Source organism: Rhodococcus sp. FG69, assembly GCF_057808915.1.
Map to the genome: position 1 here is coordinate 222,299 of NZ_JBMDIX010000003.1, position 15,897 is coordinate 238,195.

17 protein-coding genes are annotated in these 15,897 nt (G+C 61.4%); 8 read left to right on the forward strand and 9 right to left on the reverse strand.

Translation table 11 applies throughout. The features are described from left to right. Positions 1–110: 110 nt before the first annotated feature. Complete coding sequence (locus tag ACODSO_RS04780) at positions 111–386, forward strand: hypothetical protein (RefSeq protein ID WP_489035403.1); 276 nt, start codon at positions 111–113, stop codon at positions 384–386. A 146-nt stretch (positions 387–532) separates the two neighbouring features. Here ACODSO_RS04780 and ACODSO_RS04785 read toward each other — a convergent pair whose 3' ends face one another. After that, the gene (locus ACODSO_RS04785) at positions 533–766 is read right to left on the reverse strand and encodes a hypothetical protein (protein ID WP_489035405.1); all 234 of its coding nucleotides are present in this window, start codon (positions 764–766) and stop codon (positions 533–535) included. A 175-nt stretch (positions 767–941) separates the two neighbouring features. On the opposite strand from ACODSO_RS04785, the gene ACODSO_RS04790 reads away from it, so the two are divergent. The 3 genes from ACODSO_RS04790 (at position 942) to ACODSO_RS04800 (ending at position 3,259) form a co-directional block, all read left to right on the forward strand. Beyond that, positions 942–1,202 (forward strand): hypothetical protein, encoded by a 261-nt coding sequence (locus ACODSO_RS04790; protein WP_489035406.1) that lies wholly within the window; start codon positions 942–944, stop codon positions 1,200–1,202. After that, positions 1,202–2,110 (forward strand): hypothetical protein, encoded by a 909-nt coding sequence (locus tag ACODSO_RS04795; RefSeq protein ID WP_489035408.1) that lies wholly within the window; start codon positions 1,202–1,204, stop codon positions 2,108–2,110. The genes ACODSO_RS04790 and ACODSO_RS04795 overlap by 1 nt, the downstream gene beginning before the upstream one ends. An 84-nt stretch (positions 2,111–2,194) precedes the next feature. Continuing rightward, positions 2,195–3,259, forward strand: coding sequence for a hypothetical protein (locus ACODSO_RS04800; protein WP_489035409.1), 1,065 nt, complete (start codon positions 2,195–2,197; stop codon positions 3,257–3,259). A 107-nt stretch (positions 3,260–3,366) separates the two neighbouring features. On the opposite strand, the gene ACODSO_RS04805 is transcribed toward ACODSO_RS04800, so the two are convergent. The 4 genes from ACODSO_RS04805 to moaA all read right to left on the reverse strand — a co-directional run bounded on the left by ACODSO_RS04805 (position 3,367) and on the right by moaA (position 6,516). Beyond that, positions 3,367–3,663 carry a hypothetical protein gene (locus ACODSO_RS04805; RefSeq protein WP_489035411.1) on the reverse strand — a complete coding sequence of 99 codons (297 nt, stop codon included), beginning with the start codon at positions 3,661–3,663 and terminating at the stop codon, positions 3,367–3,369. Next, on the reverse strand, positions 3,663–3,896 hold the full coding sequence (locus ACODSO_RS04810) for a hypothetical protein (RefSeq protein ID WP_489035412.1): 234 nt from the start codon (positions 3,894–3,896) through the stop codon (positions 3,663–3,665). The genes ACODSO_RS04805 and ACODSO_RS04810 overlap by 1 nt, the downstream gene beginning before the upstream one ends. Before the next feature lie 409 nt (positions 3,897–4,305). Beyond that, the gene (locus ACODSO_RS04815; protein WP_489035413.1) at positions 4,306–5,502 is read right to left on the reverse strand and encodes a molybdopterin molybdotransferase MoeA; all 1,197 of its coding nucleotides are present in this window, start codon (positions 5,500–5,502) and stop codon (positions 4,306–4,308) included. Beyond that, entirely contained in the window at positions 5,503–6,516 is a 1,014-nt protein-coding gene (gene moaA, locus ACODSO_RS04820) for a GTP 3',8-cyclase MoaA (RefSeq protein ID WP_489035414.1), read from the reverse strand. A gap of 200 nt (positions 6,517–6,716) precedes the next feature. Between moaA and ACODSO_RS04825 the strand changes: the two genes are divergently transcribed. After that, entirely contained in the window at positions 6,717–7,730 is a 1,014-nt protein-coding gene (locus ACODSO_RS04825; protein ID WP_489035415.1) for an AraC-like ligand-binding domain-containing protein, read from the forward strand. Between the two features lie 6 nt (positions 7,731–7,736). Here ACODSO_RS04825 and ACODSO_RS04830 read toward each other — a convergent pair whose 3' ends face one another. Genes ACODSO_RS04830 through ACODSO_RS04840 form a run of 3 tightly spaced genes read right to left on the reverse strand, consistent with a single transcriptional unit; the run spans position 7,737 to position 11,234 of the window. After that, positions 7,737–8,726, reverse strand: coding sequence for an NAD(P)/FAD-dependent oxidoreductase (locus tag ACODSO_RS04830; RefSeq protein ID WP_489035417.1), 990 nt, complete (start codon positions 8,724–8,726; stop codon positions 7,737–7,739). Then, positions 8,716–9,036 (reverse strand): ferredoxin, encoded by a 321-nt coding sequence (fdxA, locus tag ACODSO_RS04835; RefSeq protein WP_489035419.1) that lies wholly within the window; start codon positions 9,034–9,036, stop codon positions 8,716–8,718. Before fdxA ends, ACODSO_RS04830 begins: the two co-directional genes overlap by 11 nt. Continuing rightward, entirely contained in the window at positions 9,033–11,234 is a 2,202-nt protein-coding gene (locus ACODSO_RS04840) for a molybdopterin-containing oxidoreductase family protein (RefSeq protein WP_489035420.1), read from the reverse strand. The genes fdxA and ACODSO_RS04840 overlap by 4 nt, the downstream gene beginning before the upstream one ends. 156 nt (positions 11,235–11,390) lie before the next feature. Between ACODSO_RS04840 and ACODSO_RS04845 the strand changes: the two genes are divergently transcribed. Together ACODSO_RS04845 and ACODSO_RS04850 are read left to right on the forward strand one after the other, a co-directional pair. Next, positions 11,391–12,053, forward strand: coding sequence for a TetR/AcrR family transcriptional regulator (locus tag ACODSO_RS04845; RefSeq protein ID WP_489035422.1), 663 nt, complete (start codon positions 11,391–11,393; stop codon positions 12,051–12,053). Continuing rightward, positions 12,050–12,970, forward strand: a complete 921-nt coding sequence (locus ACODSO_RS04850; protein WP_489035423.1) for an alpha/beta fold hydrolase — start codon at positions 12,050–12,052, stop codon at positions 12,968–12,970. The genes ACODSO_RS04845 and ACODSO_RS04850 overlap by 4 nt, the downstream gene beginning before the upstream one ends. A gap of 24 nt (positions 12,971–12,994) precedes the next feature. Here ACODSO_RS04850 and ACODSO_RS04855 read toward each other — a convergent pair whose 3' ends face one another. Further along, the gene (locus ACODSO_RS04855) at positions 12,995–13,465 is read right to left on the reverse strand and encodes a flavodoxin family protein (RefSeq protein ID WP_489035425.1); all 471 of its coding nucleotides are present in this window, start codon (positions 13,463–13,465) and stop codon (positions 12,995–12,997) included. Between the two features lie 301 nt (positions 13,466–13,766). Here ACODSO_RS04855 and ACODSO_RS04860 point away from each other — a divergent pair. Continuing rightward, positions 13,767–15,897, forward strand: a 2,131-nt coding sequence (locus ACODSO_RS04860; RefSeq protein WP_489035426.1) for a multicopper oxidase family protein, incomplete at its 3' end; no start/stop codon positions are given.

Below are 15,897 nucleotides of genomic sequence, written 5' to 3' on the forward strand. Positions count from 1 at the left end.
TGCTGGTCAAGGCCAAACTGATCTGTCTATACACAGGTTGCGCACAAGAACCGCGACCGCTGTGCACAGCTATCCACAATCTATCCACAGGTTCATCCACAGGTCGCGTTGTGGCTGTCGTTTCGCAGGTGCATTCTGTTCCGCACATGGAGAGCGGGGCGAACGGGATGCAGTGGCAGGACCTACCGAATCGAAGCGCACGGTTCAACGACCTGATGCGCCAGACGTACCAACTTCTCGATGCCGCAGGCAAGCTACTGGCGAACGCTCCGCTGACGCGAGACGAAGCGAAGGAGTTGGATTGGATCGCGATTCACTTGTGCGACATCGAACGTGCGGTGCGTGAGGAGGTGCTAAGCGAACGCGTGCGCATCGAGGACGTATAGAGACGGCGTACCGGTGTCTGAGAGACGCCGCAACGATCCGAGCAAGCGTCGCGTGATGACATGCACAGTGAAAAGCACACGGACGAACTGAGAGCCCAAGAAGCCCCACTCGCAGGATTCGGCGGTGTGGGGCTTAGTTGTATCGATCAGAACATGACATCGTGATCGAGCATCAGGGCGAGCGTGGCGCAGATCGCGGCTTCGATGTTCAGACCGTACGTGTCGAGCATGTCACCACATGACATCGCGAGGTCTTCAGCGGCTTCATGGGCCTCGAAGGTGTGGGCGGCCATCAAGACATCGGACAGACCACGAGCGTCAGCCAGCAGATCGGCGACGTAGGAGGTGGCATCGGGCAGGGTGGTCGTTGCGTTCGTCATACCCCAATTCTAAGAGACTTCGGACCCGAGTCCGTAAGAAAACTGTTGTGCAACAGAAGAACTGGAGGGCTGTTCGCAAGTCGAACGTAGTCCAGAAGCTCGCTGCGCGAGTGTCAGCCCAGGCGATGTGCTACTGATGTGTAGCTAAGTCCACATTAACGGGAGGGCCAGCATTGTGATCGAGAGCTTGGAACGAGTTGGCCGCAACGTGACGCAGAATCCCTGGGACCCCGATCAAGTGTTCAACGACGCCCAGGACGTCAGGGGCGGTGTGAAGGAGAAGAAGACCTTCTACTCGCGGATGCAGGCGGGTCGTTGCGATACATCCAACATGGAGCGCATCTTTAACGACTGGGCGCGCTTGCCCTATCAGCAGCGCCTTGAGGTTATGAACCGTCTTGCAGGTCAGGTATTCAAAGAGGATGCGGGGCAGTAGTGGGCGACCGACCTCGGTGGGTTCGTCGACTCCTCGATCTTGTAATACTTTTCCTGGCGATCAAGAAGCTTGACGAATGGTTCGGCGGCAGGGATAAGTCAAGCGACAATGCCGGGCCGACCGTGCCGGTTGATGTTGGCGTCGCCAAGGCAAGTATCGATACGCACGAGTGGTCGAGGGTTCTGCAATGGCCATGGGTGCGCGAGAACATCGTTTGGCTGATTGGTGTGACACCGCTTGCGCTTGCCTGCTATCGCATCTTCTACGTCTCTGGAGGAGACCCGATCTCCTTGAGAGTGCTCGTTACTAATCTGGATGTTGTTCAGATCGCAATAGTAACGATTCTCTCTCTGCTTCCCGTTGGGCTTTTCTACGCGGGCTTAGTGATAATCGAGCGAGTACTTTTTGATGTACCTGGGGAAAACCTTCCCGCTTGGTCCCTAGGTCTGGGAATCGCCTCTACATTTGTTGGCTTTATCCTAATGAACCGGTTCGCAGCTAACTGGGTTGCGATCGGGCTTGGGATACTCGTCATTCTTGCGCTTGTGCTCAGTTATTTCGTGAGGAAGATCGGGGCGCCACGACTTGTGCTTTTCGGTGGTGCGCTCGTTGTGTTCTCAGTTTTGCAAGCTCTGACTGCTTCTAGTGATCATTGGTTGCCTGCGGAGAACATCGATATGGAGTCTGGTGGAGCGAGAACAGGCTTCGTCATCGAGGAAAAAGAAAAAGATATGACTATTCAGTGGCACCGAGGTCCAGTAGAAGTTGTTGAAGGCTCACAGGTTGTCAGTCGTGAATTCTGCACCTTTGAAAAAGATAGAGACAAGTACCTTTATAAACTCTGGCCTGATCGATTGTGGAATGAGCTGTGCATAGGATCTGATTATCAGGCGCCGAAAATTGGCTGATTGCACATCAGATGGCGGGGTCTTCGGTGCACGTCGGATGGGGTGTGCGTAGGTGATGACATCGCCGTAGGAGACACTTAGGGGGTGAGCAATGGTGCGTGTGATGAACGCAGTGGGACAAGCGATGGATACTGGCCCCTTGGCGGGAAGCTCGTTCCGTACGGGCAGCTGTCGCTAAATCTCGCTGGTAGCGCCAAGCTACACGCGAGGCGCGCCATCGAACTGTTTGCATCAAGTGATCCCTTCGAATGTCAGGTGGCGGCGGCATCGGTCGGGTCGGCCGTCGAGCTGATGGCCAAGGCGTACTTGGCATCCGTGCAGCCATCGTTGCTCGCAGACAAGGGTGATGTCGACTCACTGCTGATCATGGGCGGTAATGCCCACCTGACCAAAGTGAAGCCGTCGTACGTGAAGACTCGCAGCGCGTCTGACGTCATGACGATCGTCAAAAAGCTTCAGCCAACAATGGTGTGGCGAGATCAAATCGACCGCGGGGTCCTGAACGTGCGAAACTCTGCGCTTCACTTCGGGATGGTCGACGTCGACGACTTGTCGGCTGCCTTGCCTGTCATGGTTCGAGTCATCGACCATCTGCAACCACTCGTGCAGCCATCGCAGACTCGTCGAATGTTTTGGGGCGAACATGCATTCGATGTGGCGAATAGACTCGTGGATGCGGCAGTGAACGACCTCGCAAAACGGATTGAATCTAAGATTGCTCGGGCACGCGCGCATCTTGAGTCACTCACAGCCGGTTTACCGGAGTCGACATCTACGCAGTTCCTAAGGTCTATTGCGTTGCGTGTCAACGGCATTTATAAGCTGTCGGTCGAGAAGCCCTGCCCGGTTTGCGGGTTTCCCGGATGGCTGGGGGGTGAGGTAACTCGGGGGGCAGTCGTCTGGGGGGACGGCGACGTACCTACTCATCTTGAGCGGATCTTCTTGCCAATGGCCTTTAGCTGTTCGGTGTGCAACCTGCGTCTGAATCCAGATGAGCTGGAGTATTTCGGCCTTGATGACGACGAGGAGTTGGAACCGGAGGTCGACCCCCCAGAGGCGGACACATGGGAGCCCTCCGACACTGACTTTGAAGAGATGCACTTTCGGGCGAAGTATGGGGATGAGCTCGACGAATCGCCGGATTACTGACACGGTCACGGGCACGATCATGCGACGTGTGACGCTCAGGCCCTTACGAACGACCTGAGGCGCTCACAAGAATGCCTACACCGATTGTGCGATGTGGGCGTTCTAGTTCAAGCGTTGGTCATACGGTCGAACGTCTGCGTAGCGGTGAAGCCCATCTGCTTGAGGATGCGCGTCATCAGGTAGGCGGTCGTGTACGCGGTGGGGTCAGCGCCGGGGGTGAGGTACATGCCCAGTGCCTCTTCGTCGTCGGTCCAGATCAGGCCCGCGTCGTTGAACAAGAACGAGCGACCCAGGTTCGAGGGTGTGCGGTCGTAACCCTCAAGCTTGTAGGCGTTGACGAGTTCGTCGGTCAGCTCGGACCCGTTGTCCGGGAGCCAACGCATCGCGAGTGGGTAGTCGGGCATCACTTGGCATCAGCCTCGGCGGTGGCCTTCGCGGCGCGTTCCTTGGTCCACGTCATGAACCGAGTCTTCATGGTGGTGAGGTCGGCTGCAACGAAGACGTAGCGCGACCCAGCACCACACGCCTCGTAGTCCTTGCTCGCACGCAGGAACACGCGCAGCTCGCGAGGTGTGGTGCCCAACGTGTCGGCTACCTCGCGTGTGGTCAAGGTTTCGATCTTCTTGGCGGTTGCCATCGTGTCCTCCTGGTCGGGTGGTGTTCCACAGCAACGTAAGAGACTTCAGGCGCGAGTCCAAAAGGCCGCAGGTCAGCGTGTAGACCTTCTGTGGTGCAACGACATACGCGAACACGTCACGCGTTCGATAGGCGTCCACACTCGCGCTCAGACGCGCGTACGGCAGGGTGTCGATGTGTCATCGAGTGTGACATCAAACGTCGTTGTACGCGGTTGCATCGCACAGACCCTAAACCGGTCCTGAACTGGGAAAAGTGTAGTCAGGCGTGCAAAGGACTTCACTGCGTTGTACGACATATGGCTGTCTCGTAATGAAAAGGTCAAGAGTTCGATTCTCTTAGGCGGCTCAGTTAGGCCCGCGACAGCGGCTATGTCCACGGCATAGCCGCTGTCGCTGTTTGCACACGTCTCAGCCGACACCCGTCATCCAGACCGTCGCCGCTGACCCATGCGTTATACCGCCTTCGCCGACGACGACGAGACAGTCGCTCGACGCCATCGAACTGATCGAGCCCGAGGACGCCGAACCTGAGACGACGACGCATGAACTTTGAAGCCGACCGAGGCGGAACTGCGTCATTCCTGGGCGGCCGGCGATGGTGGGGGAGTCCAGCACCACCTCACAGGTCGGGCGGTCGACGGTGTCGCAGCCCAGCGCTCCCCGGACGAATGGGCGGACGAACATCTCGTAGGACACGAAAGCAGCCACCGGGTTGCCAGGCAGGGAGATGATCGGAACGCCGTCGAAGTGACCTGCTCCCTGGGGTTTTCCAGGTTTCATCGCAACCGACACGAACTCCGCGTACGCGCCGTCGAGCGCCGAACGAACTACATCCTCGGTACCGGCGCTGACTCCGCCGGTTGTCACGATGAGGTCCGCCCAGTCGGCGCATCGGCCCAGCGTCGCGCGCAGCGATTCGACGTCGTCACCCACGACGTCTTCGCGACGGACCTCGGCTCCACACCGCTGCAGGTCGGCGACGATCATCGGGGCGTTCGACTCGTGGATCTGTCCGGCGCGTAGCGGTGTGCCAGGCCGAACCAGCTCGTTTCCGGTGGGGACGACCGCGACCCGCAGGCAGGATCGGATCTGGACTTGCGTCAGGCCGAGTGCGGACAGTGCACCGATGTGGTTGTGCGACAGCGAGGTCCCCTTGGATAGGATGACTTCGTCTGCACCGATGTCGCTGGCACGTGCGCGAATGTTGGCGCCCCGCTTCGGCGAAGTTCGAATTCGTACCCGGGCAGTTGCGAAATCTTCGACGAATCCACTGGTCTCCTCTACCGGTACGACAGTGTCGGCGCCAGGAGGTACGGGAGCTCCCGTCATGATCTGCACAGCTTGGCCCGGTGACACCGAGATCGCCGTCGCGATCGGGCCGGCAACGCACGTTCCACGTACCGACAGCTCGGCGTCGACCCGGAGGTCATCGTGACGAACGGCGAATCCGTCGACGGCGGAGACATCGAATGCCGGAAGTGGTCCGGAGGTTCGCACCGCCTCGCCGAGCACAGCCCCCATCGCAGCGGAGAGCTCGACAGACCGCGACCGAGCGGTGATGCCGAGTGCTGCGATCTGCCGACGGTGTTCGGCTACCGATCTCATTCACCCTCCAATGTAGGACATTTCGACCTTCTCGCCGCGAGATGGACCGTCTGATTGCGAACGCAATTCGGAGTAGCGGTCCACGCGCGCGGACCATAGACGACGCAGGGTGGCCTCGACTGTCGCGTCGTCGGCACCGGATCGCATCAGACCCCGCAGGTCGGTACCTGATCCGGCGAACAGGCATGTGTAGACCTGGCCGTCGGCCGACAAACGGGCGCGTGTGCAGTCGCCGCAGAACGGACGGGTGACCGAACCGATGATCCCGATCTCGCCGCCGCCGTCGCGGTACCGGTACCGTCGCGCGACCTCACCGTCGTACCTCGGGGGCAGTGGCTCGAGTGGGTACATCGCATCGATCGTCGACGCTATCTCCGCTGCGCCGATCACCTGATCATGCCGCCATCGATTTGTGGACCCGACATCCATGTACTCGATGAATCGGACCGTCACCGGCGATCCTCGGAATGTCCGAGCCAGGTCGAGCACCGAGGCATCGTTCACGCCGCGTCGCACGACGACGTTGACCTTGACCGGGCCCAGGCCGGCGGTCGTGGCCGACTCGATGCCGTCGAGCACCCGCTCTACCGGAACTCTGGTGTCACTCATGCGGCGAAAGGTCTCGGGATCGGTGGAATCGAGGCTCACCGTGACCCGATCGAGACCTGCGCGGGCCAGTCCGTCGGCATGCCTTCCGAGCAGCGCGCCGTTGGTCGTCATCGCGACCTCGAGCCCGTCGAGAGACTTCAGAGAGGAGATCAGGGCATGGATCCCGTCGCGCAGCAGCGGTTCGCCGCCGGTCAATCGCACTTTGCGCACACCGAGGCGCATCGCGGCGCGAGTGACCCGTTCGATCTCGTCGAAGCTGAGTAAGCGTTCTGTGGGGAGGAACATATGGTCAGGCCCGAACGTCTCCCGCGGCATGCAGTAGACGCACCGGAAGTTGCATCGATCGGTCAACGAGATCCGCAGATCCCGAAGTGGACGTCCCCTGGCGTCGAGGAGGGCTGTCACGGGGCACCGTCGGGATTGGCCATGAGACCAACAATGCGGGTCGCGGTCCGTCCCGGGTTGGCGTGCAGCGACCAATAGTTGACTCCCGGCGACCACCGAGTCAGGCCCGATCGACCGGACCGACGAATTCTCGACGACGTCACGATTTCTCAACATCGGCGAAATAAACGGGGATATGTTCTACCGAGAGGAGGAAATCCATGCTGAACAGATCTGGGTTTGCCCTGCCGGCTCGGACGACCAGCGCCGTCGACTGGGCCGATATGCTGCAAGCGCATTTCGTCGCGCTCGATGTTGCGGATATCGGGGACAGTCGCTTCACCGGGTCGGTGCGTTCGCAGTCGATTGCACATCTCAAGGTCTCCAGCGTCGATGCGACCAGTCAACGGATCGAACGCAACAGCACGTTGATCGACTCCGACGGCTGCGACTTCCTGCAGATCGGCATGATTCGGAGAGGCGAGGCCATCGTCCGTCAGGATGATCGCGAATGTGTGCTCAGCCGAGGCGATTTCGCCATCTACGACACCTCACGCCCGTTCGATTGGATCGTCGACGGCGATCCTCACGACGATCAGTGGTCGCTGGAAGTCTTCACGTGGCCGCGGGCGTTGATTTCACTTACCGAGCACGAATCGGCCGGGCTTACCGCCGTGCGGTTCGACGGCCGCAGCGGAATGAGCGGTGTGTTGGGCCGATTCCTCCATGACCTCGCGACTGCGCGATCGGCTTTCGACTCGGGCGGTGCATATGCGGTTGCCGACGAGGTCGGCGACCTGGTCAGTGTGATCGCGCGTACCACTCTGGGCTCGGCTCCCGTTACAGCCGGCCGCAGTCTGATGCCAGAAATCGACCGGTTCATCGAGGACAACCTCGCCGACCCAGACCTGACACCGACTGCGATCGCTACCGCGATGCTCATCTCCACTCGGCAACTGCATAGGTTGTTCGCAGAGAATCGAACGACGCTCTCGCGGTCGATCCGTGTGCGCCGACTGGAGAAGTGCCGCCGCGACATCATCGCCAGCGTGGCCGTCGACCGATCTCTCGGACAGATCGCGCGGCGTTGGGGCTTCACCGATCTCACGGTTTTCAGTAGAGCGTTCAAGGAGCAGTACGGCGTCAGTCCGAGGCAGTACCGCGCCGCAGCGGCGGAGCGGTCGGGTGACGTCCACGCTGTCACCCGACCGCGGCGGCCCAGCGACCAGGAGTGAGGCGGATCAGGCCTGGTCGCTGGAATGTCCGGGTGTGACTTGCTCGCCCGAATTGATCAGGGCTGCAATGTGATTGACTGCTACGGCCGCTTCCGCGAAGCCCACTGCAATGAGCTTGACCTTGTTGTCGTGCCCGGCAACGTCACCGGCGGCGAACACTCGGGATCGGTTGGTGCGCATGGAGCGATCGATCGCGATGTCGCGTCCGTGTTTGTCCAAACCCCAGGTGCCGATCGGCCCCAACGCCGCCTTGAACCCCAGAGCTGCCACCACGCTGGTAGCAGGCAACTCTCGGGTCTCGCCGGTCTCGGCCTCCACGATGGTGACCGACCGGACCGTGTCTTCACCTGATATTTGCTGCACCTCGAAGGGAGTCAGGACCGAGACAGAGGAATCCTCGAGCAGCTTCAGGCTGTGCTCGTGTGCGCGGAAGCTGTGTCGTCGGTGGACGAGAGACACCGAAGCCGCGACGGGTTCCAGGCTCAGTGCCCAGTCCACCGCCGAATCACCGCCGCCGACGACCAGCACGTCGTGGCCGGCCAGATCGTCGAGACGGGGCACGAAGTATCGCAGTCCGCGTTCGAGGAACTCCGATCCCGCAGGCAGCGGGCGTGGTGTGAACTTGCCGATTCCTGCCGCGATCAGCATGGCTTTGCCCGTGACTGTCGCACCGCGGTCCGTCGTCACCACGACGTACTCGTCGCCTTCGACGGCTGTCATCGCGACGTGCTCCATCAGGTACACGGGGTCGGCCTGCGATGCCTGTGCCACCAAGGCGTCGACCAGACTCTGCGCCCGGACAGCGGGATAGCCGGCGACGTCGAAGACGAGCTTCTCTGGATAGAGGGCAGTCATCTGACCACCGGGGTGTGGGAGGGCGTCGATGACCGCCACTCGCATCCCGCGGAATCCGGCGTAGTAGGCGCCGTAGAGCCCTACCGGTCCTGCGCCGATGATGATCAGGTCGCAGTCGATGTCGATCGGTTCAGTTGTCACCGGTGCTCATCTCCGCAATCGCCGGGTGATCTCGTCCGACCGGCCCGAAATCCTCCGCGCCTCCGGATGCTTCGGTTTCGTCGAAGAAGACTGCCGCAATGTCGACGAACACGCTCTTGTCCTCCGGCAGCTTGTGCTCCCAGTAGATCGCGTCGTTGGGGCACGCCGGAACGCACTTGCCGCAGTCGACGCACTCGTCGGGATTGATGTACACCATGCGGGCGCCCTCGTAGATGCAGTCGACGGGGCATTCCTCGACGCAGGACTTGTCGAGTTCGTCGACACAGGCGTCGGTTACGACGTAGCTCATGCGACGACCCCCTCGACCAGAGCAACCTCGACGAGTGTGTCCGAGAAGGTGGGGGCGTTGCCGAGGTCGGCGAAGACGGTGGGGTTCAGCGATGCCGGCGTCGACAGCGACAGAGAGTTCTTCCGCCAGTAGCCCATCGAACAGACGGTGACGCCTGCCATTACGGACTTGTCCACCTTGGCTATGACGACGAACTCGCCACGCTCGTTGAATACCCGGACCTGCGCGCCCGACTCGATGCCGCGTGCCGCCGCGTCGACGGGGTTGATCAGAAGCGAGGGTTCGCGCTGCACCTTCTGGTGCACCTCGATGTTGCCGAAGCTGGAGTTGAGGTACGCGTGCGACTTCGGGGTCAGTAGATTCAGTGGAAACTTGGCGGCCAGTTCAGGATTCGCACGACTGGACTCACGCGGGGCAATGTAGTGCGGAAGCGGATCGACCGGCTGGCCGGGCTGATGATCGTTCGATCCTTGGCGGAAGAGCGGGAGTACGAAGTTTCCGCCCGCCGCGGCCGAGGACACGAATTCGGTCTTGCCGGAGGGAGTTTTGAAGTTGCCCTCTGCGTGGGGTGCATACTCGTCGGGAGCTGGAAGATTGAGACGCTGCCAACCTTTCTCTTTCAAAGATTCGATTGTGATGCCTTCCATGGCGGGTGATTCCCAGTCGTATGACTCGGCGATCAGCTCCTCGTCCGTGCGGGTGAACGCAGGCTCCGTGAAGCCCATGGCCGCGGCCAATCGGCGGAACAGTTCGGTGTTCGGTACGGCCTCCCCGCGCGGATCGATCGACTTGTTGTTGTAGGTGACGAACAGATGCCCCCAGGAGAAGTTGATGTCGTCCTGTTCGAGCTGGGTGGTGGCGGGCAGAACGATGTCGGCATACGACGCCGTATCGGTCAGGAAGTGGTCGCTGACGACGGTGAACAGGTCTTCACGTGACAGGCCCGCGATCATCCGATCCTGGTCGGGACACACCACGACCGGGTTGGAGTTGTAGACCATCAACGCCTTCAGCGGTGGATCGAGTTCCAGGCCGCCCGTCAGCGCCTCGCCGAGTTGGTACAGGTTGACCACCCGCGTTCCCGGTGTCTGCAACTCGGTCTGCAGGAACGCCGGCCAGTTGACTGGAAACGCCCAGAGCGGGAGCTGGAGCAGCCCGCCTCCCGGGCGTCGCCACGCCCCGACCAGCGCGGGCAGGCACGAAATCGCGCGAACCGACTGTCCGCCACCGGCACTCCGTTCGATCGCCACGCCGATGCGGATGACGGAGGGTTGGGACTGCGCGTATTCGCGGGCAAGAGTGTAGATGTCGTCGACCGGGATTCCGGTTTCGTCGGAGGCCCACTCCGGGGTGTATCCGGCGACGCGTTCGACGAGTTCGTCGTATCCGATCGTGTGATCGGCGATGTAGGCATCGTCGGTGAGTCCCTCCGCGATGATCACGTTCATCATGGCCAGCGCGAGCGCGCCATCGGTGCCCGGCCGAATCGGGATGTACTGGCTGGCTGCCTTTGCCGTGCGCGTCTTGACCGGGTCGACCACGACGACTTTGGCGCCGCGCTTCTTGGCCTCGGCGATGTACGGCCAGAGATGCAGATTGGTGCTCATGACGTTCGACGCCCAGATGAGGATGAACTTCGAATGGACGAAGCTTTCCGGGTCGACGCCTGCGGTGTCGCCCACGGTCATCGCGTATGCGGTGCAGGAGCCTGCATCGCAGTAGGTGCGCTCGGCGACGGTAGCGCCGAGCCGATTGAAGAACGCATCGCCGACGTTCAAACCCTGGGTGATCCCCTGAGTGCCGAGGTAGTTGCACGGCATGATTGCCTCGGGTCCGAACTCCGCGCTGACGGCGGTGAATTTCTCGGCGATCGTGGCGATGGCCTCGTCCCACGAGATCTGTTCGAATTCGCCACTTCCTTTGGGGCCGGACCGTTTCAGAGGGTATAGAAGCCGATCCGGGTGGTACACCTTGTCGAGGTAGTTGTCGACCTTCACGCACAGACCGCCGTTGGTATATGGCATCGACTTGCTGCCGCTGACGCTGGTGGCCACTCCGTCGGAGACGGTGACGACCATTGCGCACGAGTCCGGACAGTCCTGTGGGCACGCACCGAGAACAGTCAACTCAGCGGGCTCGGACCGTTCTGGTGACGGTGTGGACACAGCAGTGACGGGTGTGTCGGAGACGATCGACATGTGAGGACCCCCATGGGACGTGGGTTGATGGTCCTTGAATGCTCGCTCGAATCGTTGTGCGCGAGATGACCCTCAGTGCCAAGTTCTTGGCGCCGGGCGCCGCTGGAGCCTGTTACGATACGAACCGTACCGGATCTAAACCGAAACGAGGTCGACATGGTCGCAGTCACTGGAGGGCGTCCTCGCGACGATGAACGCGAGTCCGAGATATTGGACGTCGTGAACGCTCAGTTGGGCGAAGGTGGCTACGACAGTGTCACATTCGAGGGCGTTGCACGCCGTGCAGGCGCATCCAAGGCGACTCTGTACCGTCGTTGGAAAACCAAGCGAGACATGGTTATCGCCGCAGTGAAGGCTGGCCCCGCACGCGACGGAGCGGGTGCCGACATCGACACCGGCAGCCTTCGCGGTGATCTGCTCGCCCTCTGTCGGCGATTGGCGGCGACGATGGCTGCTGCCGACGGTCGTATGCCGCTGCTGTTGCTCCAAGCAGGCCTCGAGGATCCTGTGCTCTGTGAAGAGATCGAACGATCCACCGGCCCGACCGGTGCCCGACTTCCGGACTCGGTGATCGAAGCAGCCGTTCGCCGCGGCGAACTGCCTCGAGGAGTCGACCCCTTCCCCTTCGAGGAGGTCGTCGGCGCCGTCGTTCTCCTCCGGCAGCTCAACGGGCTGCAAATCGACGACCACTATCTGGATGCACTCGTCGATTCGGTAGTGATCCCCGCCCTCCGCGCAACGGCGCTCGAAAAGCACGATCTTCCGGCAGGCATCTTCTCCGGTCACCCCGCCCATCGAACAGTGAAGGACACACGATGAACGCAATGACAATCGATGGGTTTCGGTATCGGACCATGACCGGCGACGGGGGCGCGGAATTGAGCGTTGCCGTCGCTGGAACCGGGCCGGCTCTCGTATTGCTTCATGGCTTTCCACAGACGCACATCATGTGGCGGTACGTCGCGCACGAGCTCGCAGCTCGACACACGGTCATTGTCCCTGACCTTCGTGGATACGGGGCGAGTGCCAAACCGGCCGACACCGATTCGGGGACCTACTCGAAGCGGACCATGGCCAATGACGTCGTGCGGGTCACCGCAGCGCTCGGATTCCACCGATTCGGCTTGGTCGGTCATGACCGGGGTGCCCTCGTCGGTGTTCGCGCGGGGCTGGACCATCCCGAAGCCGTCCAGTATCTCGGGATACTCGACGTACTCCCGACTGCAGACACGTGGGACGTTCTGCGTGGTATCGATGCAAAGGTGGCATGGCATCTGTACCTCATGGCTCAGCCCGCAGGACTGCCGGAGAAGATGATCAAGGCCGTCGGCCCCGAGTTCTTCGGTTCGTTCCTGGATTCGTGGGATCCCGATGGATCGACATTCACCCCTGGCGTTCGGGAGCACTACGTCGAGAGCTCTGTTGCTGCAGTGGATTCCATAGTCGCCGACTACCGAGCTACGGCGGGAATCGACCTCGACATGGACTTGGCGGACCGTGATGCCGGGGCTCGCCTCACGATGCCGGTAGGCGTGATCTCGCAGGACTGGGGATCGCAACTAGGCTTCGATGCTGCCGCGCTCTGGGGTGCGTGGGCCACCGATTCGACCTACGAACCCATTCAAGCCGGTCACTTCATGGCAGAAGAGAAGCCAGCCGAGATCGCACGATTCATCACCGCGCTGGCCGAACGGGGCGAAAGAGCGACAATCCGAGCCAGTGCGGAGACTTGCTGAGCCACGGCGGTCCCTGCAGCGACGTCACCCCCGATCGTTGCCCACCGCATCTCGCAGATGCTCGGCGAACGCCCGGGCGGAGGCGACGTCGTCCTCGTCGGGCTGTCCTTTGCGAATCCCGCCTACGAGCTTGAAGGGCAGGAACGTGTCGAAGCCTCGGCACGAGAACCCTCCGACAACGTCGAATCCCTTGTCCTCCAGAAGTTCGACGAGACGGCCGGAGAAACGAGTGAGCCGGGTCTCGGGCAGTCCACTGGTCGCGAACAGAAATGCCGTGCGCCCGTCCTGCTGCGGCAACGACTCGACGAAGGCCCGCAAGTCGGAGTGGAACGACCCGAAGTAGATCCCCGACCCGAACCCGACCATGTCGTAGCCGGCGAGATCGGCAGCGGCGGGTGCGACGACCGGGGCGTCGAGCACGCCGCCTATGGCGTCGGCGATCTTCTTGGTGTTTCCGTGCGAGACGGAGGTGCACACGATGATCGATTTCGCCATAGGCACGAGCTTAGTGACACTTTGTCCACACTTTTCATGCAGAGTTACTCACAGGCATGTAATTCACCGACATGGGGTCTGAGCAGCTAGTTCGTAGTGGCGGCGGATATTGATCCACAGCCCATCCACAGGGCGCTGGTATTGGTCCTCGAGTTATCCACAGATCCTTCCACACCCTGTTAGTGCATATGTTCGAATGCGGCGCGGCCCCTTCTCACCCGCAATCTCACCCTCACTCGGCCCTGTTGGCTCGAATACCGGACCTATGCTCGGCGAAGTCCTCCCAGCCCGAGGAGTGCCGATGTTCTCTGTTGCTCGCAGAGGTGCTGTGTGTGTTGTCGTCGCACTGCTCGTGGCGTCGTGCGCGCAGGAGGCACCCACGTCTGCGGGATCGAACTACGCGGATCAGGGGGCCGTAGCGCAGTACACCGAACCGGTGAAGCTCTCGAGCGAAAACGGCGTGCTCGAAGTCCGACTGTCGGCCCATCAGGGCAAGGTTGCGCTCGACACCGCGTCGGCTCCGGTGGAGAACTTTCTGCTCTACGGCTACGAGGTCATCCAAGGCACGGCCTCGGATGGATCGACGAGCGGACAGGACATCTACCCGGCACCCACGCTGCGGGTCGACCCGGGCGAGCAACTGATCGTCCATTACGACAACGACCTGCAGGGCCTGACCATCGAGGACTTCTACGATCCGGCGTTCACTCCGGCAGGCGGCGAGGTGCCGATCGTTCCACCTACGCTCGACCAAGCCCCGCTCAACCTGCACACTCACGGATTGCATGTGAGTCCGGACGGCAACGCCGACAACGTACTACTGGACATCCCCGCCGGTATGGGTAACCGATACGACTACGCGGTGCCGGAGGAAATGCCGAACGGAATGTACTGGTACCACAGCCATCTCCACACGCTGACCGCCCAGCAGACGTACGCCGGACTTGCCGGCCTTCTCGAAATCGGCCGTCCCGACGGTGATCTGCCGATCGTCACCGAGAACGACCTCCCGATCCGGGACATGGCGTTGCAGTACAACTTCGTCTTCGACAGAAAAGGGAGCGGCACCCAACTGAACGATCCCAACTGGCCGCAGTACGTCAGTACCCTCGAACCTCCGACCGAGCAGCAACTGTCCGACGGCACCTATCGTCCGAGCCTTGCTCCGGTGAACTTCGCCGAGACGAGCGACGGCGCTCAGTACATGACCAACTGGTACACCGGGCCGCTGAGCCCGGACAATCACCGCGGTCAGAACCAGTTCATCCCGGGCAATCTGCAGGGCTTCAACAGCGACACCGTCGATGTGCCTGCCGACCCGTCGCTTCCCGACAACCAGCGCGACGTCCAGTTCACCGTCAACGGCGGATTCCAGCCCGAGCTGACCGCCAAACCGGGTCAGACCGAGATCTGGGTGCTGGCCAATATCAGCGACTTCGCCTATATGCCTTTGCAACTCACCGAAACCGCTACCGGAATCCATCCCGAGTTCGCACTCGTCGGGCAGGACGGCAACCCGTTCGGCGAGGTCCAACGTCCGGTCGATGGGGACGGCACGCGGCTGGTGATCCCGCCGGGGTCGCGCTATTCGATCGCAGTCACGATGCCCGAGGAAGGCGAGCTCATCCTCGAGATGCCTCCGCTCGAGGGTGCGAAGCCTGTGGTCAACGACGGCATCCTGTACACCAACAACGGGACCGACAATCCACCGGCGACGCTCGGTACAGTCACCGTCGACCCGTCGATCATCAGCTACGCCGACGGATTCTTCACCTTCCCGACCCAGAAGCTACTTCAGGTCACGCCCGAGGAGGGTGACGGTGTAACCGTCCCGTTCGAGCCAGGTCAGAAGCTCGACGCCTACACCTCGTTCGTCGACACCGCCGCCATGCCCGTCGATGTCACGCGCGAACTCGTCGTATCCGGAGGGTTCTCGAACGACAAGGCAAGCGCGAGCGACCCGAAGGCGTTCACCTACGAGTTCGCCGCCAACACCTTCCCCAACATTCCGCTGATCCAGCCCCGGCTCGACTCCGTCGAGGAATGGAAGATCACCAATCTCAACAACGACGAACATCCGATGCACATCCACGTCAACGACTTTCAGGTCACGGAGATCGTGGATCCGGTTGCGGGGACCGTGACGGGTGTGCAGCCATGGGGACAGGACAATGTCAACGTTCCGGCTCCCGTCACCGACGATCAAGAGAACGCGCTGGAGCCGGCATCGGTCACGCTTCGGACGAAGTTCACCGACTACACCGGAACCTTCGTCATCCACTGTCACCGTCTCAATCACGAGGACAACGGCTTGATGGCGCTGGTCAGCGTAATCCCGACAGTGTCGAGTTATGCTGTTGCACAGCCTGGTTCGGACGGGGTCGACGCAACGGTTCAGGTCTACGACGCGGCGGGGGGGGGGGGGGGGGGCG